Genomic DNA, 26,994 nt, shown 5'->3' with positions numbered 1-26,994 from the left:
CCATGATTGCAGGCTCCTTCATGCTGTTCGCGTTGCTGGCAGCGCCATCGACAGCGACGCCGGACTTCATCGACGTACCCGGCGGGACGTTCGTCTCGGCGGTGAGCTACGAGGGGGATACGCGCATCCATCGGTTGGAGGGATTCTCGATGTCGAGCCGGCCCGTCACCGTCGCGGAGTTCGAGGCGTTCGTGCGCGACAACCCCCGCTGGAGACGCGACCAGGCGCCGACGCTGCTGGCCGACGGCGGCTACCTCGCCCGCTGGCAGCATGCCGATGCTGCGGGGAACGCGCTCGATGGCGACTCGCCGGTGTCGCAGGTCAGCTGGTTCGCCGCCGACGCGTACTGCAGATCGATAGGCGCACGCCTGCCCGACTGGCTGGAGTGGGAATACGCAGCCGCCGCCGACTCCGTCCGTCGTGACGCACGTGGCGATGCATCGTGGCGAGGTCGCCTGCTTGGCGACGGCACGCCGCATGCGCTGGACGCGCGGACGGAGGCAGTACCCAACGTCTACGGCCTGTCGGGTCTCCACGGCGCGGCTTGGGAGTGGGTTGGAGACTTCTCGACCCTGCTCGGAGATGCGGACCTGCGCGGCGGGGAGGACGGCGACCGTTTGAAGTTCTGCGGCGCGGCCGGTCTGTCGTTCGCCAGCCGCGACGACTACGCCGTGCTCAAGCGCGTCACCTTGCTGGCGGGACTGGAGCCCCGAAGCACCCTGGCCAACCTGGGATTCCGCTGCGTCCGGAGCTCATCATGAAGCGGGGCCGCCCTTTCATCCTGGCTGTGATTCTGTTCGCCCTCCCGGCACTGTCCGCGGCAGTGGATGACAACCTGCCGGGCGATTCCGTCTATCAGGTCCAGGCGCAGCTGACCGACCAGGCGGGGCGTGTCCGGCCCTGGCGGGAGCTGCGCGGCCGTCCGACGGTCGTGTCGATGTTCTATGCCAATTGCCACCTGACGTGCCCCCTCATCATCGCCAATGGCAAGGCATTGCAGGCGCAGCTGTCCCCGCACGAGTACGCATCGCTCGATTTCGCGATGCTCAGCATCGATCCGGAACGAGACACGCCAGAGGCACTGATGGAGGTTGCGGAGGTCCATCGCCTCGATCCCGGACATTGGCATCTTCTGCGCCCCGAGCAATCCGATGTGCGCATGCTCGCGGCGGTGCTGGGAATCCGCTACCGCGCCCAGCCCGACGGTTCGTTCAACCATACCAGCGCGCTGATCCTGTTGGACGGTGACGGCCGCATTGTCGCGCGCAGCCAGGTCGCGGGAGTCCAGCCGGATCCCGGCTTCGTCGTAGCCGTACGCGAACACCTGTCGGCCACGCGTTGATCCGGGCCGTCGTAGCCCCGCCTTCATCTACGAACCGATCACCTCCAACTCATCCAAGGAATCATCATGAAGATCCTGTCCACAGCAATCCTGCTTCTTGGCCTGGCCGCAGCGGGCCAGGCCCAGGCGGCCGATACCTGCAAGATCTCGCTCAAGGGCGACGATGCGATGCGATTCGACCTCAAGGAGGCGACGGTGTCGGCCGCCTGTCCGAGCATCACCGTGGAGCTCGTCCATGTCGGAAAGCTTCCTGCGGCCGCGATGGGCCACAACGTCGTCATCGCCGCCACCGGCGACGTCGACGCGGTCAACCGCGACGGCATCAGGACCGGAGTCGCCAGGCATTACGTCAACAAGGACGACCCACGGGTGATCGCAGCGACCGCATTGGTCGGCGGCGGGGAAAGGACCACGATCACCTTTCCCGGCGGAAAGCTCGCCGCCGGTGGCGACTACACGTTCTTCTGCAGCTTCCCGGGGCACGCGACGCTGATGAAGGGAAAGCTGACAGTCACCCGGTAGCCGCCGGGGAATGCCGGTTCGATCGCGGCCCTTCCCGGCAGTGGAGAAGGGCCATGAAGCCGGCGGCGGCCGAAGGTCCGCTACCAGCGCCTGGCGAGCGTCAGCCGCCATGATCTCGGCGCCTGCGGATAGATCTGCGAGAAGCCGCCGGTGATGTAGTAGCGCTCGTCGGTGACATTGTCGAGATTGAGCAGCAGTTCGACCCCATTGCCGAAGGCGTAGCGCGCGTTGAGGTCGAGCCGGGTGTATGCGGGGAGGAAGAGGGTATTCGACGAGGTCGTCGCCTGATCGCTTCCGTGGAACACGCCGCCACCCACGGTCAGCCCGGACAATGGACCGTCGAAGGCCCAGGACGTCCACAGGCTGGCCTGGTGGCGGGGAACGCCGGCAAGGCGGTTGCCGACGATGGCGGAGTTGGTGTCTTCGAGGATGTTGGCCTCGGTATAGGCGTAGGACGCGACCAGCGTCCAGGCATCGTGCAGGCGTGCGGATACCTCCGCCTCCACGCCGCGCGTACGCAGTTCTCCTGTCTGGATCACGAGGTTCCAGTCCACCGGATCGGAGACCACGGCGTCGTGCTTGCGCAGGTCGTACAGCGCCAGGGTGGCTTCCATGCGGCCGTCGAGCAGGATCGACTTGGCGCCCAGTTCGATCTGTTCGCCGCGGGTGGGCTTGGGCGTGATGCCGCTTTCCAGCAGGCCGACGTCGGCCTCGTTGCGGAACGACCGCGCCCAGCTGGCGTAGAACGAGAGGTCCGGGGTGGCGAGGAAGGTCAGGCCCGCGCGCGGCGAAAACGGCGAATCGCGCCGGGTGACGGCCGGATCGACTCCGCCGGTATGGAACGACAGCGTGTCGGTCCATTCCTGGCGCCCACCCAGCAGCAGGCGCCATCGACCCCAGGCGATTTCGTCCTGCAGGTAGAGCGCGCGGGTCTCGAATTCATAGCGGCTGTCGCCGGTGTCGACGTAGTCGTCCGGCCTGCCGGTCTGCACCGGATCGTGGAGGTCGATGGGATTGCCGTACGAGATCCGGCCATCCAGGTAGGCGAGCCGGTCGACGTTGCGCTCGGCGCCGATCAGCAGGCGATGCCGCAGCGGACCGGTGTCCACGTTGCCGTAGAGCTCCGCCTGCAGCGTGGTGTCCTTCTGCCGTTCGCGGTAGCTGACGAAGTTGCGGTTGACCGTGCGGCCGTCCAGCGCCGGGAAGCCGTAGTTGAAGAATTCCTCCTCGGGCACGCGCACGTCCGACCAGAACATGCCCGCACGCAGGCGCCAGTCATCGCCGAGCATGCGGTTGAACTCCAGGCTGCCGGTCCACTGTTCCTTGCGGACGCGCATGAAGTCCTCGCCGTAGTTGCGGCTGATCGGCACCTGCAGGAACAGCGGATCGTTGCCGAGTCCGCGGTCGAACGACGCGTCCCTGTGCAGGTATTCCACGCGCGCGATCAGGCTGGTGTCGAGGTCGGGACGCCACTCCAGTACCGGCGAGACGAAGGTCTGTCGATTGTCGATGCCGTCGCGGAAGCTGTCGGCGTCCTCGTGCGCCAGATTGATCCGTCCCAGCAGCGAACCGCTGGCGTTCAACGGTCCGGTAAGGTCGATGCCCAGGCGGCGATGGTCATGCGAGCCGGCAGTGAGCGACGTCGTGGCGGCGAAGGTTTCCTGGGGCCGCTTGGACACGAAGTTGATCACGCCACCGGGTTCGAACCGGCCATAGAGGGCGGATGCGGGACCCTTCAGCACCTCGATGCTTTCCACGCCCTGCAGGTCGATCTCGGGCTGCGAGACGCCCTGGCGGAAGCCGTCGCGCAGCGTGCTGATCGCCTGGAAACCCCGGATGCGGAAACGCTGGTTGCCCGAGAAACCGATCGTGCGTTCCACGCCGCTGATGGTTTCCACCGCCTGGCCGATGTTGGAGACGTTGCGCAGGTCCAGCAGCTCGCGCGGGACGATGTTCACGCTGAACGGCGTCTCCAGCACGGGGGCGCCGGACTTGGTGGCGGTCTCGCCGGGGATGCGGCCGAGCGGACGGCCGTAGACCGTGACCGTGTCCAGCTCGGCTGCGCTGTCCTCCATGGCCGCATCCACGGTGTTCGTTTCGCCGGCGCCTGCCGGAAGGCTGATGAGGGCGAGGGTGAGGGCTGCAGCCAGGGAGTCGCGCATGAAAAAGCTCGGAGTCGAAAGTTGAAATGAAACGATATAACATTTCCGCATTCCCGGTCGATACGTGATCGGTCGGGTTTCGACACCTCCAGGATCCGGATGCCCATGAACTGCCGTCCCGGTTTGCGCTGCGTCATATTGGTAATGGTTCTCCTGCTCGCCGGCTGCGAGCGGCCCGGACCGGCAGGCGTGGCGGCCGACGCCGCGGCCGGGGAGCCCATCCCCTTGCGGCATGCGCGCAACCTCACGCTGGAGCGCCACGAAGGATTCGTGGTCGCGCGGTTCAGGGCCTCGCTGGCGAACGAGCGCGGTTCGTCGGACGAACGCTCGGCAACGGTGGTGCTGGCCCCGGCCGATGGTCCGGAGCCGCAATTGCACGGCGAACTGCGCGATGCCACCGTGATCCGCACGCCGGTGCGGCGGATCGCGAGCAATGCCGGTTCCGACGAGGCCTTCCTGGCGCAGCTCGGCGTCGAGGACCGGCTGGTCGCGGTGGGCGGACTGGCCTCGTACGACGATGGCATCCGCCGCAAGGCGCGCTCCGGGAAGATCGGACTGGTGGGCTACAACTGGCACTCGCCACCCAACCTCGACGTGCTGCTGGCGGCACGGCCGGACGTGTTCCTGATGCGCCTGAGCGATCCGGCGCACACGCCGGTCATGCAGCGTGCGCAGCAACTCGGCATCGCCGTGCTGCCGACGCTGGCGGAAGAGGAACAGGACTACCTCGCGCGTGCGGAGTGGATCCGCCTGTACGGCATTCTCACCGGCACCGAAGAGCGCGCCGAACGGATCTTCGGCGAGGTCCAGGCGCGTGTCTCCGAGCTCAAGGCGCAGGTCGCGGGCCGGCCGAAGCCCCGGGTGCTGTGGGCCTATCCGAACGGCGCCGACCGCTGGATCGCCACCGTGCGCGGGGCCGAAGCCAGCTACATCACCGACGCGGGTGGCATCAACCTGATGGCGCGCCCGGAAGATCCGAAGCGGTATTCGGCGGAGACCGTCTCGACCGAGGTGATCCTGCCGCTGGCCGACGAGGCCGATGTCTGGGTGATCGGCGACATCCATGCGGTGCCCCCGCGCAACCAGGCGATCGAACGCAGCTTCAGGGCTTGGCGGGACGGCCGCCTGTTCGGCAATACCGGACGTATCGCCGCCGATGCCAATGCCTACGACTGGTACCAGACCGCCCTGGTGCGGCCGGACTGGGTGTTGTCCGACTTCGTCAAGGCGCTGCATCCGGAACTCGTCGAGGAACCGTTCCGCTTCCTGAAACCCTTGCCGCAGGGGGAATACCAGTGAGTGGCGCCATGACGATGGCGCCGCTGTCCGGACGCCGCAACGCACTGCCGCTGCTGTCGGTGGGCGCGCTTCTGCTCGTGCTGTTCGCAGCGCTGGTGGCCAGCCTGGCGATCGGTCAGGTGGTGCTGTCTCCTGCCGAAGTGCTGCGCGGGATCTCCGGGTTCGAGAGCGGCACGACCGAGTCGCGCATCGTCGTCGAGCTGCGCCTGCCGCGGGTATTGGCCGCGGTCGTTGGCGGTGGAGCGCTGGCGCTGGCCGGGTTGTTGATGCAGACGCTGTTCCGCAATCCGCTTGCCGACGCCTGGTCGCTGGGGCTGATGGCGGGCGGCCAGTTCGGTGCGGCGCTGGTGGTCGTGGCCGGCGCGGTGGTCGGCCCCGCGGCGCTGGAGCTGATCACCGGCCTGGCCGGCCTGGGCATCGTCGCCGGCTCCGCGCTGGGTACGCTGGCCGTCGCGCTGGCGATGGCGGCGATGGCGCGTCGCGTGCACACGGTGACCCTGCTGGTGCTGGGCCTGATGCTGGGCTTCCTGGCGCAGGGCATGATCAGCGTGCTGCTGCACTTCACCAATCGCACCCAGTCGCGCCTGTTCTCTTCATGGAACGACGCCACGTTCGCTTCCGTGGTGTGGCCGGATTTCGCAACCCTGCTGCCGCCGTTGCTGGCGGGACTGGCGCTGGCGGTGTGGCTGGCGAAACCGCTGACCGCGCTGCTGCTGGGCGAGACCTATGCCGAGAGCCTGGGCGTGAACGTACCGCGACTGCGCCGTCTGGTGCTGACCGCCACGATCCTGCTGGCCGCGCCGGTCACCGCGTTCTGTGGGCCGGTGGCCTTCGTCGGCTTGATCACGCCGCATCTGGCGCGCGGGCTGACCGGCTCCGCACGGATCGGCGCGCTGATTCCGGCGACCGTACTGCTGGGGGCGCTGTTGGCGTTGAGCGCGGACTTCGTCGTGCACCTGCCGTGGAGCCAGCACTTCCTGCACCTCAACGCGATCCTCGCCATCCTCGGCGCACCGATGGTGATCGCCCTGCTGCTCAGGTCGCGCAGCCTGCGCGCGACGGGAGGCTGACATGCTGGTACTGGAAGGTCTGCAGATCGGCTACGGCCGCAAGGTGCTGGCGACGCTGCCGCCGGTCACGGCGGTGGCCGCCGGCGAGTTCGTCTGCCTGCTCGGCCGCAACGGACAGGGCAAGTCGACCTTGCTGCGCACGCTCGGCGGCTTCCTGGCGCCGGTCGCGGGCCAGGTACGGCTGCATGGCCGGCCGGTGACTGCCTTGCGCGGGGTCGAGCGCGCGCGACGGATCGCGGTGGTGCTGACCGAACGTCCGCAGGTCGGCGCGCTCGGTGTGATGGAGCTGGTCGAGATGGGGCGCCAGCCCCATACCGGCTGGGCCGGCGTCCTGTCGGAAGAGGACCGTCGCATTGCTGTCGCTGCGCTGGATCAGGTTGGCGGGGCGCACCTGGCCGCTCGCATGGTCGACAGCCTCAGCGACGGCGAACGGCAGCGGGTGATGATCGCGCGCGCGCTTGCGCAGCAGCCGGACATGATGCTCCTCGACGAGATCACCGCCTTCCTCGACCTGCCGAGCCGGGTCACCATCATCGACACCCTGCGCAGGATCGCCGCCGAGCAGGGCGTTGCGATCGTCCTGTCCAGCCACGACCTGGAGCTGTCGCTGCAGACCGCCGACCGGCTGTGGCTGCTGCCGGGAGGGGGGCGCTTCGTCGACGGCGCGCCGGAAGACGTGGCGTTGTCCGGCGCCGTCGGCTCCGCGTTCGACCAGGAGAACCTGGCGTTCTCGCTGGATTCCGGCCGCTTCGAGAGCGCCATGGCGGCCGGCCGTTGCGTCCATGTCGAAGGCGACGACGTGGCGACGCTCTGGCTGTCGCGCGCGTTGCGCCGCTGCGGCTATGGTCTGGAGGGGAATCCCGACCGGGCGGCGCATCGGATAGTCCTGGCCGCGCCGGGCCGTTGGCGGATCGACGATGCGATGGAAGCCTCGACCATCGCCGAAGCGCTGGACGTACTGTCGATGCGCCGCGAAACTTGTTGAGTGCGGAATGGCCGGTCCGGCGGCCCCGCAATCGACGCCATCGCGATGCCGGGGTTTCGGGGCGACCAGCGCCGGTGGCCTCTGCTGCTTGAGCGGGACGTGCGTCGTGGCCATCCCGGATCCGCAGGGCGAGGTGATGCGGCTGCCCTTCGGGCGGAAAGCGGTCCATCGTCCCGGTCCGCACACGGAAAACCCCGCATGTGCGGGGTTTCCGTGTGACCCAGGCTGGTGGAAGCTCAGGCTTCGGTAGCTTCTTCCTCGTCCTTGAACGCGTCCACCGGGATGCAGCTGCAGAACACGTTCTTGTCGCCGTGGACGTTGTCGACGCGCGCGACCGGCGGCCAGTACTTCTGCTGCTTGAGCACCGGCAGCGGGAACGCGGCCAATTCGCGCGGATAGGCATGCGCCCATTCGCTGGCGGCGACCATCGTTGCCGTGTGCGGTGCGTTGACCAGCGGGTTGTCATCGCGTTCCAGGCGGCCATCCTCGATCGCGCGGATTTCCTCGCGGATCTCGATCATCGCGTCGATGAAGCGGTCCAGCTCGTGCAGCGACTCGCTCTCGGTCGGCTCGACCATCAGCGTGCCAGCGACCGGGAAGCTCAGGGTCGGGGCATGGAAGCCGAAGTCGATCAGGCGCTTGGCGACGTCCTCGGCAGACACGCCGGTGGCGTCCTTCAGCGGACGCAGGTCGAGGATGCACTCGTGCGCGACGAGGCCGTTGCGGCCGGTGTACAGCGTCTCGTAATGCGGCGCCAGTCGCCGGGCGATGTAGTTGGCGTTGAGCAGGGCCACCTGGGTCGCGCGGCGCAGGCCTTCGCGGCCCATCAGCGTGATGTACATCCAGCTGATCGGCAGGATGCTGGCGCTGCCCCAGGTCGCCGCGCTGACCATGCCGACGCCGCCGCCCGCCGCTGCGGCATCGCCGCCGAACGAGTTCGGCAGGTACGGCGCGAGGTGCGCCTTGACCGCGCAGGGCCCGACGCCCGGGCCACCGCCGCCGTGCGGAATGCAGAAGGTCTTGTGCAGGTTCAGATGCGAGACGTCCGAGCCCCACTTGCCCGGTTTGGCCAGGCCGACCAAGGCATTCATGTTGGCGCCGTCGGTGTACACCTGGCCACCGTGCCGGTGGACGGCGTCACAGATCGCGACCACATCCTCCTCGAACACGCCATGGGTCGAGGGATAGGTGATCATCAGCGCGGCCAGGCGGTCGCTGTACTTCTCGGCCTTGGCGCGGATGTCGTCGACGTCGACGTTGCCGTTGGCATCGCACTTCGTCACCACGACCTGCATGCCGCACATCTGGGCCGAGGCCGGATTGGTGCCGTGCGCGGACTCGGGGATCAGGCAGATGTCGCGCTGCGGCTGGCCGTTGGCGCGGTGGTAGGCGCGGATCGCCAGCAGGCCGGCGAACTCGCCCTGCGCGCCGGAGTTCGGTTGCAGGCTGACCGCGTCGTAGCCGGTGCACTCGACGAGCATCTTTTCCAGCCCGTCGATCAGTTCCCTGTAACCCTGCATCTGCTCGGCCGGGGCCAGCGGATGGATGTTGGCGAACTCCGGCCAGGTCACCGGGATCATCTCCGCGGTGGCATTGAGCTTCATCGTGCAGCTGCCCAGCGGGATCATCGTGCGATCCATCGCCAGGTCCTTGTCGGCCAGCGACCGCATGTAGCGCAGCAACTCGTGCTCGCTGTGATGGGTGTTGAACACGGGGTGGGAGAGGAACGCGCTGGTGCGGACCAGGCCGGCCGGCAGCGCGTCGGCCACGGATGCGTCGAGCGCATCGACGTCGAGCGCCGCGCCGAACAGTCCGGCGATCGCGACGATGTCCTCGCGGGTGGCGGTCTCGTCGAGGCTGATGCCGACGCGGCTCCCGTCGATCCGGCGCAGATTGATGCCGGCCGCGCTGGCCCTGGCGTGGATCGCCGCGGCATCGACGCCGCAGACGTGCAGGGTGTCGAAGTAGCCATCGTCGACCGCGACGCCGGCCGCGCGCAGGCCGCCTGCCAGGATCGTCGCCAGCCGGTGCACGCGACGGGCGATCCGGGTCAGGCCCTCCGGGCCGTGGTAGACCGCATACATGCCCGCCATCACCGCCAGCAGCACCTGCGCGGTACAGATGTTGCTGGTCGCCTTCTCGCGCCGGATGTGCTGCTCGCGGGTCTGCAGGGTCAGGCGGTAGGCCGGCTTGCCCTCCGCATCGACGGAAACGCCGATCAGGCGGCCCGGCATCGAGCGCTTGTAGGCGTCGCGGCAGGCCATGAATGCGGCGTGCGGGCCGCCGTTGCCGAACGGCACGCCGAAGCGCTGGCTGTTGCCGACCACGATGTCCGCACCCCATTCGCCGGGCGCGGCGATCAGGGTCAGCGCGAGCAGGTCGGTGGCCACGCAGACCAGTCCGTTGCGCGCATGCACGGCCTCGGCCAGCGCCCTGTAGTCGTTGATCCGCCCGAAGGTGTCCGGATACTGCAGCAGCACGCCGTAGCTGTCGACGTCGGCGGCCGCGGCATCGGCACCCACATGAAGCTCGATGCCCAGCGGCTCGGCGCGGGTGCGCAGCACCTCCAGCGTCTGCGGGTGCACGTTCTCGGAAACGAAGAACACGTTCGACTTCGACTTCGACGAGCGTTTGGCCAGGGTCATCGCCTCGGCCGCGGCGGTGGCTTCGTCGAGCAGAGATGCGTTGGCGATCTCCATGCCGGTGAGATCGGCGCACATCGTCTGGAAATTGATCAGCGCCTCCATCCGCCCCTGCGAGATCTCCGCCTGGTATGGGGTGTAGGCGGTGTACCAGGCCGGGTTCTCGAGGATGTTGCGCAGGATGACGTTCGGCGTATGGGTGCCGTAATAGCCCTGGCCGATGAAGCTGCGGAAGACCTGGTTGCGGCCGGCGATGGCGCGGATCTTCGCCAGCGCCTCGACCTCGGTCAGCGATTCCGGCAGCGCCAGCGCCTGCGCCGACTTGATGTTGGCGGGAACGATCGCGTCGGTCATCGCATCGAGCGAGTCGTAACCGATCACGCCGAGCATGTGGGCGATTTCCGCGTCGTTGGGACCGATGTGACGGGCGATGAACGCGTCGTGGTGCTCGAGCTCGTTCAGCGACGGCTTGCGCTGGGAAGGCGTATGGGTCATGGCAGGGGCGTCCGGAATTGGCGATGGCCGGGCGTGCGTCGCCGCACGTGAAGCGCCCCTCTGTCCTTTTGCCTGAGAGTTTGGAAGCGTGCCTCGACAGGCGGCCGGGGGAGGATTCACCTCCTGGAGGCCCTGCTTCTTGCCCCTTCGGCGCCGGTGGGGCCCGGGAATCATGGCGGGCCGCCGGTCTCTCCAGAGTTTTGGAACCACGGGTGGTGCTGGGCCTGAGCGATTACGGGCGTTGCGCCTTCGGCAGCGGCCGGGACGCAGCCGAGGGCTGCGCAAGTACCGGTCGCTTCTCCCACCACGTGGACGCGACGATTATAACGGGTCGGGCCACCGGTTTGGCGCGTCGCCGGGGGCCGGTTCAGCCCGGCCGCGGACCGGTCAGAGCCGGTCGGTAGGTTCCAGTGCGGCGGGCTCGCTCGGACACGTCGGGGTGCCGCCGAAGCTGACCTCCCAGCGCCAGAATGCCCAGCCGAGGAATGCGAACACCGCCGCCCCGATCGCCAGCCACAGCGGTTCGCGGCTGAGCAGCGGCGACACCACGCCGGCGACCAGCGAATGCAGGACCAGGCCGGTGAAGGCCTGCAGCGACGATGCCGAACCGCGCTGGCGCGGATACATGTCGAGGATCGCCAGGGTCAGGATCGGGAACACCAGCGCGATGCCGAACGCGTTCAGCACCATCGGCAGGATCGCCCAGGGCACCGACGGCTGATCGGCCAGCAGGGTGTAGCCGATGTTCGACAGCACGGCGACCCCGCAGCAGGCGAAGCCGATCCGCGACAGCCGGGTGCCGCTGATCCGCCCGGCCGCGCGTCCCGACGCGAACGCGCCGAGCACCATGCCGCTGATCATCGGGATGAAGAACCAGCCGAACTGCGATTCGTCCAGGTGCAGGATGTCCATCACGAACACCGGGGCCGAGGCGATGTACAGGAACAGCGCGGCGAAGTTGAACGCACCCGCCGCCGCAAGCCGCTGGAAGCGCGGATTGACGAAGATCGCCGTGTAGTCGCGCAGCAGCCGGCGCGGTACCAGCTGCAGGCGCGCCTCCGCCGGATGGGTCTCCGGCAGCACCATCCAGGTGCCGGCGAACAGCAGCAGCGAGAACAGCACAAGGAACCAGAAGATCGCCGGCCAGTGGCTCCAGCCGAGGATCCATCCGCCGATCACCGGCGCCACCGCCGGCGCGATGCCGAAGATCATCGACACCTGGCTCATCAGCCGTTGGGCGTCGTCGCCATGCAGCACGTCGCGGATCACCGCCCGTCCGACGATCATGCCGACGCCGGCCGAGAGCCCCTGCAGCACGCGGAAGGCCAGCAAGGTGTGCAGGTCGGGCGCCAGTGCGCAGCCGACCGAGGCGACGGTGAACACCGCCAGCCCCCCGAGGATCACGCGGCGACGGCCGAACGCATCGGACAGCGGGCCATGCACGATGCTCATCAACGCATACGCGACCAGGTAGGCGCTCAGTGTCTGCTGGATCGCGACGCGGTCGACGCCGAACTGCGTGCGCATCTCGCCGAATGCCGGGAAGATCGTGTCGATCGCGAACGGGCCGAACATCGCCAGTCCGCCCAGCAGTACCGCCAGGCGGCGCAGCGGGATAGCGGGTGCCTGCCCGCCTGCGGGGGGGGAGGGCATCAGGACGTGGCCGCCATCGCGATCGCGGGGACGTCCGGCGGCCCCTTCAGCTCGATCATGTTGCCCTCCGGATCGAACAGGTACTGCGACGGGCCCTCGCCCATCGCGCCGTAGCGCGAACCGAATTCGCCGACGCGTGCGCCGTGCGCCTGCAGGTGGGCGACGATCGCCTCGCGTTCGAACGGTTCCACCGCGAGGCACAGATGATCCATGTTGCGGCCCTCGTCGCCCGGCGGTGCTCCGCCGGCGCGGCCGATACGGCCCTCGACATCGACCAGGTCGATCAGCGAGCTCCCGGCGCGCAGCTGCACCATCGAGACCGCCGGCTGGCGCTTCTCGACCGTGCAGCCCAGCACCTCGCAATAGAACACCTCCATCCGCGCGATGTCACGCACGCGCAGGACGACGTGGTCGAGTTGCAGCAGCTTGAACGGGGGCGTTTCGGCGGCAGGCATGGGGCGCTCCGGCGTCGGGGGAGGTGGTCATGGTACCGGGCCGTCGGGGACGAAGGCGCCAGATGCGGCAAGCCGCCGTGGTCCGCGGGGCGACATGGCCGGCAGCCGGCCGCGCCAACGACGTCGCCGTCCGGCTCCGCCAGCGGGAGCCCGGGCCTGCAGACTGCGTTCCGGCTTGTCAACGGGTATCGCCCGGCGCCGGGGGTTGCCACAATCGGCGTCCCGTACCTAAAAGGCCCTGCACGTCCCGATGTCCGAAAGCCGCTCCGCCTCGCCTGCCGTCGCCGCCCACATCGCCCGCCAGATCGCCGAGGAGATCGGCGCCCAACCCGCGCAGGCGGTCGCCGCGATCGGCCTGCTCGACGAAGGCGCGACCGTGCCGTTCATCGCCCGCTACCGCAAGGAGGTCACCGGCGGCCTGGACGACACCCAGTTGCGCAATCTCGAGGTGCGCCTGACCTACCTGCGCGAACTGGAGGATCGCCGCGCGGCGGTGCTGGCCAGTATCGAGGAGCAGGGCAAGCTGAGCGACGAACTGCGCGCGGACATCGAGGCGGCCGACAGCAAGGCCCGGCTGGAGGACCTGTACCTGCCGTACAAGCCCAGGCGCCGCACCAAGGCGCAGATCGCCCGCGAAGCCGGACTGGAACCGTTGGCCGACGGTCTGCTCGCCGATCCGGCGCAGGAGCCGGAGTCCGCGGCCGCCGAGTACGTGGATGCGGACAAGGGCGTCGCCGATGCCAAGGCCGCGCTCGACGGCGCACGCGCGATCCTGATGGAGCGCTGGGCCGAGGATGCGGCCCTGGTCGGCGAGCTGCGCCAGTGGCTGCAGGAGGTCGGCACGATCCGTTCGCGCGTGGCCGAGGGCAAGGAGGCCGAGGGCGCCAAGTATCGCGACTACTTCGAGCATGCCGAGCCGCTGTCGAGGATTCCCTCGCACCGGTTGCTGGCGCTGTTCCGCGGCCGTCGTGAGGAGTTCCTGTTCCTCGACCTCGATCCGGGCAGCGATGCCGAAGCCGGACATGCGCAGGCCGAGGGTCGCGTCGCCGCGCACGTCGGAGTGAGGGCCCAGGGACGAGCCGCCGACAAGTGGCTGCTTGATACCTGCCGGCTGACCTGGAAGGCCAAGCTGCATCTGCACCTGATGCTCGACCTGTTCGGCCAGGCCCGCGAGAAGGCCGAGGCGGAGGCGATCGAGGTGTTCGGCGACAACCTGAAGGACCTGCTGCTGGCCGCGCCGGCCGGACCGAAGGCCGTGCTCGGCCTCGATCCGGGGCTGCGCACCGGCGTCAAGGTCGCGGTGGTCGACCGCACCGGCAAGCTGGTCGACACCGCGACGATCTACCCGCATGAACCCAAACGGCAGTGGGACGCATCGCTGCACGTGCTGCGCGCACTGTGCGTCAAGCACGGCGTGGAGCTGATCGCGATCGGCAATGGCACCGCCAGCCGGGAGACCGACAAGCTGGCCGGCGACCTGATCAAGCTCGCGCCGGAGCTGAAGATGCAGAAGATCGTCGTCAGCGAGGCCGGCGCCTCGGTGTATTCGGCGTCCGAGTTCGCGGCGAAGGAGTTCCCGGGCCTCGACGTCTCCCTGCGCGGCGCGGTGTCGATCGCGCGGCGCCTGCAGGACCCGCTCGCAGAGCTGGTCAAGATCGAGCCCAAGGCGATCGGCGTCGGCCAGTACCAGCACGACGTCGACCAGTATCGGCTGGCGCGTGCGCTCGACGCCCGGGTCGAAGACTGCGTGAACGCGGTCGGCGTCGACCTCAACACCGCATCCGCCGCCTTGCTGGCGCGGGTGTCCGGTCTGTCGACGACGGTCGCCGAGAACATCGTCGTCCATCGCGACCAGAACGGCCCTTTCGCCAGCCGCAGGGCCTTGCTGAAGGTGCCGCGGCTGGGCGAGAAGACCTTCGAGCAGTGCGCGGGCTTCCTGCGCATCAACGACGGCGAGCAGCCGCTCGACGCGTCGGCGGTGCACCCGGAGGCCTACCCGGTGGTCGAACGCATCCTCGCCGCCTCGGGTCGCGGAGTGAAACAGTTGGTCGGCGACATCGCCGCATTGCGCGCGCTCAAGCCCGAGCAGTTCACCGACGACAGGTTCGGCGTGCCGACCGTGCGCGACATCCTGAAGGAGCTTGAGAAGCCCGGCCGCGATCCGCGTCCCGAGTTCAAGGCGGCGAAGTTCGTCGATGGCGTCGAAGACATCAAGGACCTGCGCGAGGGCATGATCCTCGAAGGGGTGGTCAGCAACGTCGCCGCCTTCGGGGCCTTCATCGACATCGGCGTGCACCAGGATGGGCTGGTGCACATCTCCGAGCTGGCCGATCGTTACGTCAAGGATCCGCGCGAGGTGGTCAAGGCCGGCGACGTGGTCAAGGTGCGGGTGCTCGAGGTCGACATCCCGCGCAAGCGCATCGCGCTGTCGCGGCGCCTCGATCCGGCGACCGCGCCGCAGCGGGAGCCGCGCGGACAGCGTGACGATCGTGGCCCTTCGGGCGGACGCGGCGGCGCCCGTCAGGGCGGGCGCCCTGACGGGAATGCCGGGCGCAGCGCGCCGCCGCCGAACAACGCGTTGGCGGCGGCCTTCGCCAAGGCCAAGGGGCAGGGCTGATCGCCCTGCTTTTTGGCAGTTGCCGTTGATCGATTGTGTGGGCTGGTGTCGCCCGGCTTCTCTGGCTTCTGTGGGAGTCAACGGCTTCCGCCACCCATGTGGCGGAGCGGATGCTGGCGGTCTTGCCCGTCCGGAATTCACCCAGCGCCGGAACCTGAGTCAGAGGTTCCAGAGCTTTGAATCAAGATCAAAGGCTTCCGCCTATCGGCGGGTTCCTTTTGTCTTGGCAAAAGTAACCAAAACCGCCTGCTCCTGACGCCCGCCGGGTCGGCTGCGCCGCCCCGGTCCCCTGCGCTCCTCGCTCGAAGCGGCACGGTGCCCAAACTCGCGCCGCTTCGCGACGCTCAGACATGGGCACCTCTACGACCGCTTCGACCTGCGGTGCTCGGCGTGCTTTAAGTCGCCGAAGATCGACAGCAACAGCATCAAGCCGATCTTGATCTCCCACTGGAGCCACGCCTGCCCGCACCGCGCGCCGTTTTTCGATCGAGCCATGGATGGCGAGTCGAAAAATCCCGAAGCATCCACCGTTCACGATTGAGCTCTGTCGGGGAGGCCCTTTCTTTTGGTGACTTTTCTTTGGGCCAACAAAGAAAAGTTACCCGCCGCCTTGGTGGCGGAAGCCTTCGACCTTGATTCAAAGCGCCGGAGCCTTTGCTCATGCGCAAAACGGTGACAAGGCAAAGCAAAAGGGCCGGCAATCGCCGGCCCTTTTGTTGCAGCGCGATGGCGGCGATCAGCCCTTGGCCGGCTGCTCCTGTTCCGCTGCGGTATCGCCACCTTCGGCGGCCGGGGCGGCCGGTGCCGGGGCGGCGCTCGCCTGCCAGCCGCAGGTCTTGCCCTCGTTCTGCTGCTTGAGCCAGTCCTGCAACGGCGCGAAGTACTCCAGTACCGCCGAGGCGTCCATGGTCTCGCCGCCGGTCAGCTCCTTCAGGGTCTGCTGCCACGGCTGGCTTGCACCCTTGCCGAGCATCGCCTGGAATTTCTCGCCCGCTTCCTTGTCGCCGTAGAAGCTGCATTCGTACAGCGGGCCCTCGTGGCCGGAGGCATCGCACAGCGCCTTGTAGAACTGGAACTGCAGCACGTGCGAGAGGAAATAACGGGTGTACGGGGTGTTGCCCGGCACGTGGTACTTGGCGCCCGGGTCGAAGAACTCCTCGCCGCGCGAGGTCACCGGGGCGACGCCCTGGTATTTCGCCTTCAGGTCCCACCAGGCCTTGTTGTAGTCCTCCGGCTTGATCGTGCCGTCGAACACACCCCAGCGCCAGCGATCGATCATCAGGCCGAACGGCAGGAACGAGACCTTGGCCAGCGCCATGCGCATCTGCGCGTTGATCAGCGCCTGCTCGCTCTGTTGCGGCTCGCCGACCAGGCCGATCGAGTGCAGGTACTCCGGCGTCATCGCCAGAACGATGGTGTCGCCGATCGCCTCATGGAAGCCGTCGTGGGCGCCGGCCTGGAAGATCGGCGGCTGGTCCTTGTACAGCAGGTAGTAATAGACGTGGCCGAGCTCGTGGTAGATCGTGGTGAAGTCTTCCTCGTTCGGCTTGATGCACATCTTGGTGCGCACATCGTCGGCCATGTCCATCGGCCAGGCGCTGGCGTGGCAGACCACATCGCGGTCGCGAGGCTTGATGAACTGGGTCTTGTCCCAGTACGTGGCCGGCAACTTGGGCATGCCCAGTGAGGTGTAGAAGTCCTCGGCGCGCTCGGTCATCTGGCGGGCGGTGGCGAGGTCGGCAGCGCGCTCCATCTCGACCAGGTCGGACGCATTGCGCTCGCCACGGTGCCTGGCCATCTCGGTGGAGAAGTTCTGCTGCCACTGGCTTTCCAGTGCGCCGGTGATGTCGAGATTGCCGGCGCTCCGGTACGGCGCGAGGATGTCCCACAGATTGCCCCAGTCCTGCTGCCACATGTTGCCCATCAGGTGGGCCGGCAGCATGCCGCCTGCGACCGCGCCCCTGTCGGCACCGTACTTGGCCTCCAGACGCGTGCGGGTATAGCAATGCAGCTGTTCGTACAGCGGCTTGACCTGGCCCCACAGCCGGTCGGTCTCCGCCGCGATCTCGACCGGGGTCATGTCGTAGCCGGAGCGCCACATCTCGCCGGCGTCCGCGTATCCCATTTCGCGGGCGCCGTCGTTCACCAGTTCGACGAAGCGGGTGTAATCTTGCCGCATCGGCACCGAAATGGTGTGCCAGCCCCGCCAGGCATCGAGCTGGTCGTCGTAGTCGCGGTCGTGGCGCAGCACGTCCTCGAGTTCGCCGAGCTGGCGGCATTGCTTGTCGTCGCCTTCGCCCTTGCAGTAGGTACCGGCGCCGTACATGCCTTCCATCTTGGTCGCCAGCTTGGCCAGTTCCTCCAGCTTGGCCGGATCCTTCGGTGCCGGCATCGACGTCCCGAGCTTGAGCAACTGGATCGAGCGCGCGGTCTGCGGCGACATTTCCTGGCCCTCGAACTTCCGGGCCTGCTCGATCCAGCTGTTGAGCTGGGCGAGCATGCGCTCGTTGGCCTTGGACGCGATCAGCTGGCTGTCGCTGTTGATGTAGGTGGAGGCGAGCCACTGGGCCGAGGTGATCTCCGGATACATCGCACGCATTTCGTCGTTGACGCGGGCGATGAACTGGTCGGCGGTCTCGCCTTCCGGCGCGGTCGCGGTGCCGGCGGCATCCTCGCCGCCGTCGCGGGAGCAGGCGGACAGGCCGAGCACGGCGGCGGTGACGCTGAGCGCGAGTAGCGCGCGGACGGGTTTCATGGGTAGCTCTCCTCGAACAGGGTCGCGTCGATGCGCTGAACTGGGAAGGCTAGAGTTCCCCCGTAGCCGACGCAAGTGAGATCAGTGCCGGCCCGTCGCGACGGTGGTCCGTCCGGGGGCGGACGGTGGGACCAGCCTGCGCGACACGGCGTCGGCGAGACCGCGGGCCTGCAGCCACTTCCACGCGGCACCGGCATCGCGCTCGAAGTAGTCCCGCGCGGACCCCAGCCTGAAGGTGTAGCCCCAGGCGTCCATGTCGGCGAGCACGCGTGTGCGACCCACGCCGGGGAGGGCATCGCCGAGCAGGGCCTGCAATACGCAGACGGCGTCCTCCTCCTCGATCGAGTCGGTGGCGTCGGTGTGGACGGCGGCGCGGCGCTCCGGCGGCAGTACGATCAGGTGCGCCGCCTCGTGCAGTAGCGAATGCACCGGCGTATCGCCGCGGGCGTAGACGGTGCAGCCGATCAGTCCGGCCTCGCAGTCGCCCCAGTAGCTGCCGGGGATTCCGGCGCCGTCGGCCACGCGTTCCAGCCGAAGGCCGTAGCCGGCGAGCAGGCGGGCGGCGTCGTCGAAGGCGATGTCGGCGAGGGTCAGCATGAACGGGGGAAGCGGGTGAAGCGTCGGGAGTCAGGCGGCCGGGGCAAGAACGGAGTTCCCGGTATGTCCCGCCTTCCTTCCGCTCTCACGCCTGGGCGGTGTTTTCCGGCAGCGCGACCGAGATGTCCAGCACCTTGTTGTCGCCTTCGCCGATCAGGTCGACCTTCACCGCCTCGGCGTCGACGTTGACGTACTTGCGGATCACTTCCAGCAGTTCGCGCTGCAGGGTCGGCAGGTAGTCGGGACCGCCACGGGTCGCGCGCTCGTGGGCGACGATGATCCGCAGGCGGTCCTTGGCGACCGAGGCGGTCTGCTTCTTGGCCAGCAGGAAGTCGAACAGTCCCATCATCAGCCTCCGAACATCTTGCTGAAGAAGCCCTTCTTCTCCACGGTGGTGAAACGCATCGGGCGGGTGTCGCCGAGCAGGCGGGCGACCGCGTCGTCGTAGGCCTGCGACGCGTCGGATTCGGTGTCGAGGATCACCGGCTCGCCCTTGTTCGAGGCGTTGAGCACGTCGGTCGACTCGGGAATCACGCCGATCGTCTTCAGGCCCAGGATCTCCTCGACGTCCCCGACGCTGAGCATCTCGCCGGTCTCCACGCGCTTGGGGCTGTAACGGGTCAGCAGCAGGTGTTCCTTGACCCGCTCGCCGTTCTCGGCCTTCTTCGTCTTCGAAGACAGCAGGCCGAGAATGCGGTCGGAGTCGCGGACCGAGGAGACCTCGGGATTGACCACGACCACGGCCTGGTCGGAAAAGTACATCGCCAGGTAGGCGCCCTTCTCGATGCCGGCCGGCGAGTCGCAGACGATGTAGTCGAAGCCGTCGTCGGCCAGTTCCTTGAGCACCTTCTCCACGCCTTCCATCGTCAGCGCGTCCTTGTCGCGGGTCTGCGACGCGGCCAGCACGTACAGGTTGTCGAAGCGCTTGTCCTTGATCAGCGACTGTTTGAGCGTGGATTCGCCGTTGACCACGTTGACGAAGTCGTACACGACGCGGCGCTCGCAGCCCATGATCAGGTCGAGGTTGCGCAGGCCGACGTCGAAATCGATGACCGCGACCTTGTGCCCGCGGCGGGCGAGGCCGCAGGCGAGGCTCGCGCTGGTGGTGGTCTTGCCGACGCCGCCCTTGCCTGACGTGACTACGATGATTTCGGCCAAGTTCAAGTCCTCCGATGGTGCGGCATCAGTCCAGTGCCGCGATTTTTAGTTGTTGGTCTTCCAGCCAGATCTGCACGGCTTTGCCGCGCAGGTCGGAAGGGATGTCTTCGAGCACGCGATAGTGCCCGGCCACGGCCACCAGCTCCGCGTGGAACTCTCGGCAGAAGATACGGGCTTTTTCGTTGCCCTGGGCGCCGGCGAGCGCGCGACCGCGCAGCGGGCCGTAGATATGGACCGAACCGTCGGCGATCACCTCCGCGCCGGCGCCGACCGAGGTCAGCACGGTCAGGTCGCGGTTGTCGGCGTAGATCTGCTGGCCGGAACGGACCGGCGCGGCCTGGATCAGGCCGGGGCTGGGTCCGGGCCCGGCGGCGGATGCCGGGGCGCTAGCAGCCGCGGGGGCCGGACGGGGCGCTTCCTGGGCCGCGACCGGCGCCGGAGCGGCCGCGTCGCTGCGCTCGTACTGGGCGCGGAACTTGGCCAGCAGGGGCAGTCCCAACGCCTCGGACAGGCGCTCGGTCGCGGTGGTCCCGTAGGCGAGGGCGACCGGCAGCACGCCGGCGTCGCGCAGCCCGTCGAGCAGGGCGCGGGCGGTGGCCTCGTCGGGGACTTCCGGCAAGCCGCCGAAATCGATGACCACTGCCGCCCGGGCGAACAGCCGGGGCGCGCGCTGGACGCGCTGGCGCATCTCGTCGATCAGGCGCGTCACGTCGAGTGTGCGGACGCGGAGGTTGGCGATACCGACCTGACCTATCTTCAGTTCGCCTGCCTGTTCATAGTCCATTGCCGCCGCGCTCATCGGCCGGTGGTTCCGGTCAGGCGCGGCGTGGTGGCGACCGTCCGGCGCGCGCGGACCCAGTCCTCGTCGGGCAGGTCGTCACCGTAGGTCTCGCGAACCCAGGGGTAGCTGCACAGCGCCTTCATCAGCATCGCGGTGCGGATGCCAACCTCGGGCATCACGTGCTGGCCGACCTCGCGGAAGCCGAAGCTGCCGTGGAACAGCAGCGCCGGGTCGTGGCCGCCCTCGAGGAACACCTCGCAGGCCATCTGCGGATAGCGCAGCTCGGCGTAGCTCTGCGCGTCGGCATAGAGCGCGCGGCCGACGCCGCCGCCGCGGCGCCGGCTGGCGACCACGATGCGGTCGATGTAGAAGAAGTCCGCGTGGCGCTCGCGGAACCAGCGGAAGTTGCTGCTGTCGTGGTCCGAGCCGCTGCCGACGCCGATCAGGAAGCCGGCGAGCATGTCGTCGCGCAGGGCGACGCGGAAGTACTCGGCGGTATCGTAGAAGTGACGCACCCGGGCCGCATCGAGCGGCAGGATGGCGGGTCCGGCGGCGTTGTTGAGGGCAAGGACGGAATCCAGCTCGTGCTCGCGCACGTCGCGGACGACGATCGACATTCCTGACTCCATGATGTTTCGGGCCGACGCGTGCGGCGCCAGCATCGCGGATTATCGCATGGCTGCGGGGTCCGGGCGACTGGGCGATGACGATTCCATGACTTTCGGACGGCTACGCAAGTCCCTGATAGGGCTAGCATGCCGGGATGCTGAATCGCCTGAACCATTCCCGACTGCTGCGCTATGCGGGCCTGTTCACCTGGGTCGTGGTCGGGGTGCCGCTGCTTTACCTCTATTCATGGTCCTGGCTGCTGGAGGCGGGCGGGATCCTCGATGGCGCCGGCGCGCTGCAGTCGGTGCCGTGGGCGGCGATCTCGGCCTACGCCCTGTTCGGCATCAGCTACGCCTGGCTGACCCGTCAGCTCGGCTTCCGCCAGACCGGCTGGTTCGACCAGGTCTCGTTGCTGGTGCTGACCGCCAGCGCGGTCGGGGTCAGCTACTTCACCGAAACCGGGCTGGGCAGCATCCTGCTGATGGTGACCGCCAGCGTCCTGCCGTGGATGCTGCCGTTGTGGGTCGGTATCGCGTGGCTGGTGATGAGCCAGCTGATCATCGTCCCGGTGTATGTCCGCCTGGACCTGCCGATCTTCGAGGCGGTGATGCAGTCGGTGCTGTACGCCGGTTTCTCGGGCTTCGTGTTCGTGACCAGCCTGGTCGCGCGCCAGCAGTCGCTGGCCCGCGAGGAGCAGCGGCGGCTGAATTCGGAACTGCGCGCGACCCGTGCCCTGCTGGCCGAGAGTGCCCGGGTCAACGAGCGCACCCGGATCTCGCGCGAGCTGCACGACCTGCTCGGTCACCACCTGACCGCGCTGAGCCTGAACCTGGAAGTTGCCGGCCACCTGTCCGAGGGGCGGGTCCGGGAGCACGTGCGCCAGGCCCACACCCTCGCGCGGCTGCTGTTGACCGACGTCCGCGAGGCGGTCAGCCAGTTGCGCGAGGGCGGGGCGATCGACCTGGAGGCGGCGCTGCGCCCGCTGGCGGAGAACGTGCCGTCGCTGCGGATCCACATGGACATCGAGTCGCCGCTGACGCTCGACGACCCCGAGCGCGCGCACATCCTGCTGCGCAGCACCCAGGAAATCATCACCAATACCGTCCGCCACGCCGGTGCGGGTAATCTGTGGGTGAAGGCGTACCGGGACGGCGACATGATCGTGATGGAAGCGCGCGACGACGGCCGGGGTGCCAGCTCTCCCGTGTCCGGCAACGGCCTGCGCGGCATGCGCGAGCGGCTCGGCCAGTACGGCGGCGACCTGAAGATCGAAACACGGCCACAGGCAGGCTTCGCCTTGCGCCTGATGTTGCCGGCCACGATGATCCCCCCTGAAGGAGCGGTTGCATGATCCGCGTATTGCTTGTTGACGATCAGACCCTGGTCCGGCAGGGGGTACGGTCCCTGCTGTCGCTGGCCGAGGGCATCGAGGTGGTGGCCGAGGCCGGCGACGGGCGCCAGGCGGTGGAAATGGTTCCCGAGATCAAGCCCGATGTCGTGCTGATGGACATGCGGATGCCGGTGATGTCGGGGCTGGAGGCGCTGCAGGCGCTGGCCCGGACCGACAGCCTGCCGCCGACCATCATCCTGACCACCTTCGACGACGACCAGCTGGTGCTGGCGGGGCTGAAAGCCGGTGCCAAGGGCTACCTGCTCAAGGACGTCTCGCTCGAGCAGCTGGTGGGCGCGATCCAGACCGTCGCCCAGGGCGGTTCGCTGGTGCAGCCGGCGGTCACGCAGCGGTTGCTATCGGGACTGGAGCACATGCGCAACGACTTCGTCAGCCTGGATCGCCCGGATCCGCTGACCGACCGCGAAACCGAGATCCTGCGCCTGATGGCCGGCGGTTTCTCCAACAAGGAAATCGCCAACTCGCTCGGCGTGGCCGAGGGCACGATCAAGAACCACGTTTCCAACATCCTGTCAAAACTCGGCGTACGCGACCGCACCCGGGCGGTGTTGAAGGCATTCGAGCTGCAACTGGTCTGATCGACAGGATGCCCGGCCCGCCGCAGCACGGCGGGCGCTCGCGGCCAGGCCAGGCGATGCCTCGCAGGCGTTGGCCGCCCGCCCTGTCAAAACTCGGCATACGCGACCGCACCCGGGCGGTGTTGAAGGCATTCGAGCTGCAACTGGTCTGATCGACGGGATGCCCGGCCCGCACGACGTGCTCGCGTTACGCTGCTCTCTCCGGCCGGGGACGGGGCAGGTGCCTGGTGCCACGCACCGGCCCGGCGGGGTGGCGGCTGTCATGAAAACCCCGCCTCCGCCGGCCGGCGAACCTTCTGCCAATGGGTAATGCGCCCGGCCCGGCTTCCTTGTTAGGATTAGGGGTCTGCGCCCCGGTCTGGTCCCGGGTCGGCCCTGGAGAAAACCTGAATGACCCGTCTGATCGAGATCCTGATTTCCGTTGCCATCGTGACCGTGCTGTTCCTGACGGTCGGCGTCCTGCTGCCCGACCGCCGCCACCTCGAGGAAAGCGTCGAGTCCAACCGCAAGCTGACGATCGTGTACGACACGATCAACAGCCTGCGCCGCTTCGACGACTGGAACGCACTGGTGCTGCATGATCCGGCGATCGAGCTCAAGCTGTCCGGCCCGGAATCAGGCGTCGGCGCGCGAATGGACTACGAGTCCGACGTCGAGGAAGTGGGCAGCGGCAGCTGGGAGATCATCGGCAACGAGCCGAACAAGAGCGTGACCTACGCATTGACCTCCAACCCGAAGGGCAACAATCCGTTCCGGGGACGTGGCAAGAACGAGCGCACCACCTACACCCTGACCCCGACCGGTCGCAGCGGTCGCAACGTGATGATCACCCAGACCTACGATGTCGAGTACGGCTGGGACCTGCTGGGCCGCTACTCCGGCATGTACGTGACCAGCAATTTCGGCCAGGACATGAAGTTGAGCCTGAGCCGACTGAGCAACATGCTGGCGACGGTGCCGAATCATGACTACTCGGTGTTCGGCGAGGACGACCCGAGCAAGGCACCGCAGCTGTCGCAGCGTCCGGCCGAGAACCTGCTGATCGTGCGCGCCGCGGTGCCGCGCGAGAACGAGGCGGTCGCGCGCCAGATGAAGAGCAACATGGAGTGGATCAAGAAGGTGATGGACGCCAATGACCTGGTCGCCGCCGGCCCGGTCCGCATCATCACCAACGAGTTCGGCGCCGAGACCTATTCGTTCGACGTCGCCCAGCCGGTGCGCAAGAAGGGCGGCGCCGACAGCGAGGACGAAGGCAACGGCAATGCCGAAGAGGGCGAGGACCAGGCCGAGGCTACCGCCGCCGCCGCGCCGGCCGCCGATGCCGTCAAGCTCGACATCAAGGTCGAGGGGCCGGTCGAGGCGGTCTACTCGGAAGGCTCCAAGGTCGCGATGGTGCCGTTCGTGGGCCACATGGCCAACCTCGCCAAGGTGCGCGATGCGCTGCGGGCCTGGGCCCTGACCCACGGTTACGAGACCGTCGATCGTCCGTACGAGGACTGGAAGAACGGCATCGAGAAGGGTTTCACCGAGGAAGGCGACTTCAACGTCTACTGGTCGGTCAAGTAAGCCGACAGGGGGCAATCCTGTCGCAGCCGGTCCGTCCGCACGGATCGGCCCCGGGAAAGGCGCCGCCTCGTGCGGCGCTTTTCTTTTGCCGGCCTGATATCGTCGGGACCCCGACGCCGCCCCCAGGTTCGCCATGCTCGAAGCCTCCGCTGCCCTTCTCCTGCCGACTTCGCCGCTGCAGCGGGGGCTGGCCAGCGCCGGGGCGTTGCTGGCGGCGCTGTCGATCGCCCTGGCCGCCTATGCCGCGCATGCGGCCGGGGTGGATGCGAGGGCGCAGCTGCAGCTGGCAGCGGCATTCGTGTTCGGCCATGGCCTCGCGTTGTGTGCGCTGGCGCCGCGGACGATGCGTCGGCTCGGACGGGCGGCCCTGGCCGGATTGTTGGTCGGCGTGTTGCTGTTCTCCGGCAGTCTGGTCGCCGCGCATGTGCTGGGCTGGCCGACACGGCTGGCGCCGGCCGGCGCCAGCCTGATGATCCTGGCGTGGCTGGGCTACGCCGTCGACGCGGCGAGGCACTGAACGATGCCCCGTCACGTACGTGGCTTCGACACCGACGCCGCTTTCGCGCATCTGGCGCGATGCGATCGCAGGCTGGGCACTTGGATGCGCCGGATCGGGCCGATCGGCCCGGATCCGCGCTGGCGCCGGCGCTTCGATCCGGTCGACGCGCTGGCGAGGGCGATCCTGTTCCAGCAGCTCAGCGGCAAGGCGGCCTCGACGATCGTGGGGCGGGTCGAGGCTGCGATCGGCAGCACCCGCCTGCATTTCGACACTCTCGGTCGCATCGACGATGCCGGGCTGCGTGCCTGCGGCGTGTCCGGCAACAAGACCCTGGCGCTGCGCGATCTCGCGCTGCGCGAGTCGCGTGGCGAGATCCCGACGCTGCGGCAGATGGCTTCGCTGGACAACGAGGCGATCATCGAGGCGCTGGTGCCTATCCGCGGAATCGGCCGCTGGACGGTCGAGATGATGCTGATGTTCCGGTTGGGGCGGCCGGACGTGTTGCCGATCGACGACCTCGGTGTGCGCAAGGGCGCCGGCATGGTGGACAAGGCCGAGCAGGCACCGACGCCGAAGGCGCTGCTTGAGCGCGGCGAACGCTGGGGACCGTATCGCACCTACGCCAGCCTCTATCTGTGGCGGATCGCGGACAGTGCCAGCGAGGCGGTGACGCCGACCAACCGTTCGCAGGGCTAGTGTCCGTCTGCGGGTTTCCTGCACTTGACCCGGACCTCGTCCAGCCCGCGTCCCGAGCGATTTCCGCCGCGTTCCACGGGTGTGCCCGACCGCTCCGTGGCACGCGCCGAAGCGGATCCGCCATCGGCCTGAAGGCGGTGTCCGGCCGACGGACCGGCGATCATGGCGGTTTAATGTGCGGGCGCGATCATGCACCCATCCTCTCCCCCAAAGAGGTATGTGTCATGCGTGCGATTGGCAAATGTTCCGTGTCGCGCCCTGCCATGCCCAGTGCCAGGGCTCGTAGACGATCCCGTAAGGGTTGTCGCGTGGATAGCTCATCACGAAGCCGTGGCCACCGGCGTTGTCGACCAGCCACGCGAACGCGTCGGTGCGCTCGAACGACTCCTCGGCCGGCGGTTCGCCCGGAGTGCCGATGTCCAGCGCGAGCCCTGAATGGTGTTCGCTGTAGCCGGGCGCCGCGTTGACCTTCAGGATCTCTTCGACGCTCTGGCCGCGGATGAGTTTGCGCTCGAAGATGCCGAGCTGGTAGTCGTGGCTGCGATAGCCGGAGATTGCTTCCAGCACGACGTCGTCGCGCAGGGCCTCGGATTGCAGGTGTTGCCAGGCCCGAGCGGCGTCCACGTGCAGCCAGAGCGGACGCCGGTAACGGTCGAACCCGGCCAGCGCCAGCCAGTCGGGCTCGGCGACCAGCGGCAGGCCGGTGCGTTGGCCGTAGCCATGATCCAGTCCCAGCGCATCCAGCCGCTGCTCGAGCCGGGCCAGCGGCAGCTGGCCTACCCGCTCGATGCCCGGGCGGCGATGGTCCGACGCCGCGTCCAGCGCGGCAAGGGCGCCGTCCAGGCCGGGTTCGCGCGCCAGTCGTGGTACCAGCGCCAACAGGCCTTCAGGCAGTTCGGCGGCGAGATAGCGACCATCGCGCTTGCGTCGCAGCACCCGCCGCGCGCGGGCGAGCGCGCGTGCATCGCGGTTGCTGCGTGCGCGCAGCAGATACGCCGGCCACAGCTCGACCTCGGTGGTATTGATCAGGATGTCGGACGCGCCGCGCATGGGGTGAGCTTAGAGCCTGTTCAATGCTTCTGCATGCAGGGGCATCGAACGC

23 protein-coding genes, 1 pseudogene and 1 riboswitch are annotated in these 26,994 nt (G+C 68.1%); of the genes and pseudogenes, 13 read left to right on the top strand and 11 right to left on the bottom strand.

Going from position 1 to position 26,994, the window contains the following annotated elements; translation table 11 throughout:
• Nucleotides 1-2 precede the first annotated feature (2 nt).
• The 3 genes from L3V18_RS04900 (at nucleotide 3) to azu (ending at nucleotide 1,864) form a co-directional block, all read left to right on the top strand.
• On the top strand, nucleotides 3-761 hold the full coding sequence (locus L3V18_RS04900) for a formylglycine-generating enzyme family protein (RefSeq protein ID WP_237053483.1): 759 nt from the start codon (nucleotides 3-5) through the stop codon (nucleotides 759-761).
• Nucleotides 758-1,342, top strand: coding sequence for an SCO family protein (locus L3V18_RS04895; protein WP_237053482.1), 585 nt, complete (start codon nucleotides 758-760; stop codon nucleotides 1,340-1,342). Before L3V18_RS04900 ends, L3V18_RS04895 begins: the two co-directional genes overlap by 4 nt.
• A 66-nt stretch (nucleotides 1,343-1,408) precedes the next feature.
• Nucleotides 1,409-1,864 carry an azurin gene (azu, locus tag L3V18_RS04890; protein ID WP_237053481.1) on the top strand — a complete coding sequence of 152 codons (456 nt, stop codon included), beginning with the start codon at nucleotides 1,409-1,411 and terminating at the stop codon, nucleotides 1,862-1,864.
• A gap of 80 nt (nucleotides 1,865-1,944) precedes the next feature.
• On the opposite strand, the gene L3V18_RS04885 is transcribed toward azu, so the two are convergent.
• The gene (locus tag L3V18_RS04885) at nucleotides 1,945-4,026 is read right to left on the bottom strand and encodes a TonB-dependent siderophore receptor (protein WP_237053480.1); all 2,082 of its coding nucleotides are present in this window, start codon (nucleotides 4,024-4,026) and stop codon (nucleotides 1,945-1,947) included.
• A 144-nt stretch (nucleotides 4,027-4,170) separates the two neighbouring features.
• On the opposite strand from L3V18_RS04885, the gene L3V18_RS04880 reads away from it, so the two are divergent.
• Genes L3V18_RS04880 through L3V18_RS04870 form a run of 3 tightly spaced genes read left to right on the top strand, consistent with a single transcriptional unit; the run spans nucleotide 4,171 to nucleotide 7,380 of the window.
• The gene (locus L3V18_RS04880) at nucleotides 4,171-5,325 is read left to right on the top strand and encodes an ABC transporter substrate-binding protein (protein ID WP_237053479.1); all 1,155 of its coding nucleotides are present in this window, start codon (nucleotides 4,171-4,173) and stop codon (nucleotides 5,323-5,325) included.
• An 8-nt stretch (nucleotides 5,326-5,333) separates the two neighbouring features.
• Nucleotides 5,334-6,395, top strand: a complete 1,062-nt coding sequence (locus L3V18_RS04875) for a FecCD family ABC transporter permease (protein WP_237053478.1) — start codon at nucleotides 5,334-5,336, stop codon at nucleotides 6,393-6,395.
• Between the two features lies 1 nt (nucleotide 6,396).
• Nucleotides 6,397-7,380, top strand: a complete 984-nt coding sequence (locus L3V18_RS04870; RefSeq protein ID WP_237053477.1) for an ABC transporter ATP-binding protein — start codon at nucleotides 6,397-6,399, stop codon at nucleotides 7,378-7,380.
• Between the two features lie 236 nt (nucleotides 7,381-7,616).
• On the opposite strand, the gene gcvP is transcribed toward L3V18_RS04870, so the two are convergent.
• From gcvP to L3V18_RS04855, 3 genes are all read right to left on the bottom strand, one after another.
• Entirely contained in the window at nucleotides 7,617-10,517 is a 2,901-nt protein-coding gene (gene gcvP, locus L3V18_RS04865; protein WP_237053476.1) for an aminomethyl-transferring glycine dehydrogenase, read from the bottom strand.
• A gap of 50 nt (nucleotides 10,518-10,567) precedes the next feature.
• Nucleotides 10,568-10,723: riboswitch (glycine riboswitch) on the bottom strand.
• A 181-nt stretch (nucleotides 10,724-10,904) separates the two neighbouring features.
• Nucleotides 10,905-12,170 (bottom strand): multidrug effflux MFS transporter, encoded by a 1,266-nt coding sequence (locus L3V18_RS04860; protein WP_343226305.1) that lies wholly within the window; start codon nucleotides 12,168-12,170, stop codon nucleotides 10,905-10,907.
• Nucleotides 12,170-12,625 carry a VOC family protein gene (locus L3V18_RS04855; protein WP_237053475.1) on the bottom strand — a complete coding sequence of 152 codons (456 nt, stop codon included), beginning with the start codon at nucleotides 12,623-12,625 and terminating at the stop codon, nucleotides 12,170-12,172. Before L3V18_RS04855 ends, L3V18_RS04860 begins: the two co-directional genes overlap by 1 nt.
• 250 nt (nucleotides 12,626-12,875) lie before the next feature.
• Here L3V18_RS04855 and L3V18_RS04850 point away from each other — a divergent pair, with 250 nt between their 5' ends.
• Complete coding sequence (locus L3V18_RS04850; RefSeq protein ID WP_237053472.1) at nucleotides 12,876-15,242, top strand: Tex family protein; 2,367 nt, start codon at nucleotides 12,876-12,878, stop codon at nucleotides 15,240-15,242.
• 736 nt (nucleotides 15,243-15,978) lie between these two features.
• Here L3V18_RS04850 and L3V18_RS04845 read toward each other — a convergent pair.
• The 6 genes from L3V18_RS04845 to L3V18_RS04820 all read right to left on the bottom strand — a co-directional run bounded on the left by L3V18_RS04845 (nucleotide 15,979) and on the right by L3V18_RS04820 (nucleotide 21,150).
• Nucleotides 15,979-17,997, bottom strand: a complete 2,019-nt coding sequence (locus L3V18_RS04845; protein WP_237053471.1) for a M2 family metallopeptidase — start codon at nucleotides 17,995-17,997, stop codon at nucleotides 15,979-15,981.
• A gap of 81 nt (nucleotides 17,998-18,078) precedes the next feature.
• Nucleotides 18,079-18,594 (bottom strand): hypothetical protein, encoded by a 516-nt coding sequence (locus L3V18_RS04840; RefSeq protein ID WP_237053469.1) that lies wholly within the window; start codon nucleotides 18,592-18,594, stop codon nucleotides 18,079-18,081.
• 85 nt (nucleotides 18,595-18,679) lie between these two features.
• The gene (minE, locus tag L3V18_RS04835; RefSeq protein WP_237053468.1) at nucleotides 18,680-18,940 is read right to left on the bottom strand and encodes a cell division topological specificity factor MinE; all 261 of its coding nucleotides are present in this window, start codon (nucleotides 18,938-18,940) and stop codon (nucleotides 18,680-18,682) included.
• A 2-nt stretch (nucleotides 18,941-18,942) separates the two neighbouring features.
• The gene (minD, locus tag L3V18_RS04830; protein ID WP_237053466.1) at nucleotides 18,943-19,752 is read right to left on the bottom strand and encodes a septum site-determining protein MinD; all 810 of its coding nucleotides are present in this window, start codon (nucleotides 19,750-19,752) and stop codon (nucleotides 18,943-18,945) included.
• A 25-nt stretch (nucleotides 19,753-19,777) separates the two neighbouring features.
• Nucleotides 19,778-20,551, bottom strand: a complete 774-nt coding sequence (gene minC, locus L3V18_RS04825; RefSeq protein WP_237053464.1) for a septum site-determining protein MinC — start codon at nucleotides 20,549-20,551, stop codon at nucleotides 19,778-19,780.
• On the bottom strand, nucleotides 20,548-21,150 hold the full coding sequence (locus tag L3V18_RS04820; RefSeq protein WP_237053462.1) for a GNAT family N-acetyltransferase: 603 nt from the start codon (nucleotides 21,148-21,150) through the stop codon (nucleotides 20,548-20,550). Before L3V18_RS04820 ends, minC begins: the two co-directional genes overlap by 4 nt.
• Before the next feature lie 146 nt (nucleotides 21,151-21,296).
• On the opposite strand from L3V18_RS04820, the gene L3V18_RS04815 reads away from it, so the two are divergent.
• From L3V18_RS04815 to L3V18_RS04790, 6 genes and pseudogenes are all read left to right on the top strand, one after another.
• A complete protein-coding gene (locus tag L3V18_RS04815) occupies nucleotides 21,297-22,493 on the top strand; it encodes a sensor histidine kinase (protein ID WP_237053460.1) in 1,197 nt (398 codons plus the stop codon).
• A complete protein-coding gene (locus tag L3V18_RS04810) occupies nucleotides 22,490-23,131 on the top strand; it encodes a response regulator (RefSeq protein WP_237053458.1) in 642 nt (213 codons plus the stop codon). Before L3V18_RS04815 ends, L3V18_RS04810 begins: the two co-directional genes overlap by 4 nt.
• Nucleotides 23,132-23,214: 83 nt before the next feature.
• Nucleotides 23,215-23,283: pseudogene (locus tag L3V18_RS04805) on the top strand (DNA-binding response regulator); the annotation flags it as partial.
• A gap of 238 nt (nucleotides 23,284-23,521) precedes the next feature.
• Nucleotides 23,522-24,697, top strand: a complete 1,176-nt coding sequence (locus tag L3V18_RS04800; RefSeq protein WP_237053457.1) for a polyketide cyclase — start codon at nucleotides 23,522-23,524, stop codon at nucleotides 24,695-24,697.
• Nucleotides 24,698-24,830: 133 nt separating this feature from the next.
• Entirely contained in the window at nucleotides 24,831-25,214 is a 384-nt protein-coding gene (locus L3V18_RS04795; RefSeq protein WP_237053456.1) for a DUF423 domain-containing protein, read from the top strand.
• A gap of 3 nt (nucleotides 25,215-25,217) precedes the next feature.
• Nucleotides 25,218-25,892 carry a DNA-3-methyladenine glycosylase family protein gene (locus tag L3V18_RS04790; protein WP_237053455.1) on the top strand — a complete coding sequence of 225 codons (675 nt, stop codon included), beginning with the start codon at nucleotides 25,218-25,220 and terminating at the stop codon, nucleotides 25,890-25,892.
• Nucleotides 25,893-26,114: 222 nt separating this feature from the next.
• Here L3V18_RS04790 and L3V18_RS04785 read toward each other — a convergent pair whose 3' ends face one another.
• Nucleotides 26,115-26,942, bottom strand: coding sequence for a M15 family metallopeptidase (locus L3V18_RS04785; protein ID WP_237053453.1), 828 nt, complete (start codon nucleotides 26,940-26,942; stop codon nucleotides 26,115-26,117).
• Nucleotides 26,943-26,994: the final 52 nt, after the last annotated feature.

Origin of the sequence: Marilutibacter chinensis (assembly GCF_021725675.1) — a bacterium.
Lineage (GTDB): Bacteria > Pseudomonadota > Gammaproteobacteria > Xanthomonadales > Xanthomonadaceae > Marilutibacter > Marilutibacter chinensis.
The sequence above is the reverse complement of the archived record's forward strand: the minus strand, read 5'-3'. Positions and strand labels throughout refer to the sequence as shown.

Coding starts and splice junctions, on each gene's coding strand:
- L3V18_RS04845 (WP_237053471.1), bottom strand. CDS start 17,997: ATGAAACCCGTCCGCGCGCTACTCGCGCTCAGCGTCACCGCCGCCGTG.
- L3V18_RS04790 (WP_237053455.1), top strand. CDS start 25,218: ATGCCCCGTCACGTACGTGGCTTCGACACCGACGCCGCTTTCGCGCAT.
- minE (WP_237053468.1), bottom strand. CDS start 18,940: ATGGGACTGTTCGACTTCCTGCTGGCCAAGAAGCAGACCGCCTCGGTC.
- L3V18_RS04855 (WP_237053475.1), bottom strand. CDS start 12,625: ATGCCTGCCGCCGAAACGCCCCCGTTCAAGCTGCTGCAACTCGACCAC.
- L3V18_RS04870 (WP_237053477.1), top strand. CDS start 6,397: ATGCTGGTACTGGAAGGTCTGCAGATCGGCTACGGCCGCAAGGTGCTG.
- L3V18_RS04800 (WP_237053457.1), top strand. CDS start 23,522: ATGACCCGTCTGATCGAGATCCTGATTTCCGTTGCCATCGTGACCGTG.
- L3V18_RS04840 (WP_237053469.1), bottom strand. CDS start 18,594: ATGCTGACCCTCGCCGACATCGCCTTCGACGACGCCGCCCGCCTGCTC.
- L3V18_RS04815 (WP_237053460.1), top strand. CDS start 21,297: ATGCTGAATCGCCTGAACCATTCCCGACTGCTGCGCTATGCGGGCCTG.
- L3V18_RS04875 (WP_237053478.1), top strand. CDS start 5,334: ATGACGATGGCGCCGCTGTCCGGACGCCGCAACGCACTGCCGCTGCTG.
- azu (WP_237053481.1), top strand. CDS start 1,409: ATGAAGATCCTGTCCACAGCAATCCTGCTTCTTGGCCTGGCCGCAGCG.
- L3V18_RS04795 (WP_237053456.1), top strand. CDS start 24,831: ATGCTCGAAGCCTCCGCTGCCCTTCTCCTGCCGACTTCGCCGCTGCAG.
- gcvP (WP_237053476.1), bottom strand. CDS start 10,517: ATGACCCATACGCCTTCCCAGCGCAAGCCGTCGCTGAACGAGCTCGAG.
- L3V18_RS04820 (WP_237053462.1), bottom strand. CDS start 21,150: ATGTCGATCGTCGTCCGCGACGTGCGCGAGCACGAGCTGGATTCCGTC.
- L3V18_RS04785 (WP_237053453.1), bottom strand. CDS start 26,942: ATGCGCGGCGCGTCCGACATCCTGATCAATACCACCGAGGTCGAGCTG.
- L3V18_RS04885 (WP_237053480.1), bottom strand. CDS start 4,026: ATGCGCGACTCCCTGGCTGCAGCCCTCACCCTCGCCCTCATCAGCCTT.
- L3V18_RS04860 (WP_343226305.1), bottom strand. CDS start 12,170: ATGCCCTCCCCCCCCGCAGGCGGGCAGGCACCCGCTATCCCGCTGCGC.
- L3V18_RS04900 (WP_237053483.1), top strand. CDS start 3: ATGATTGCAGGCTCCTTCATGCTGTTCGCGTTGCTGGCAGCGCCATCG.
- minC (WP_237053464.1), bottom strand. CDS start 20,551: ATGAGCGCGGCGGCAATGGACTATGAACAGGCAGGCGAACTGAAGATA.
- L3V18_RS04895 (WP_237053482.1), top strand. CDS start 758: ATGAAGCGGGGCCGCCCTTTCATCCTGGCTGTGATTCTGTTCGCCCTC.
- L3V18_RS04850 (WP_237053472.1), top strand. CDS start 12,876: ATGTCCGAAAGCCGCTCCGCCTCGCCTGCCGTCGCCGCCCACATCGCC.
- L3V18_RS04880 (WP_237053479.1), top strand. CDS start 4,171: ATGGTTCTCCTGCTCGCCGGCTGCGAGCGGCCCGGACCGGCAGGCGTG.
- L3V18_RS04810 (WP_237053458.1), top strand. CDS start 22,490: ATGATCCGCGTATTGCTTGTTGACGATCAGACCCTGGTCCGGCAGGGG.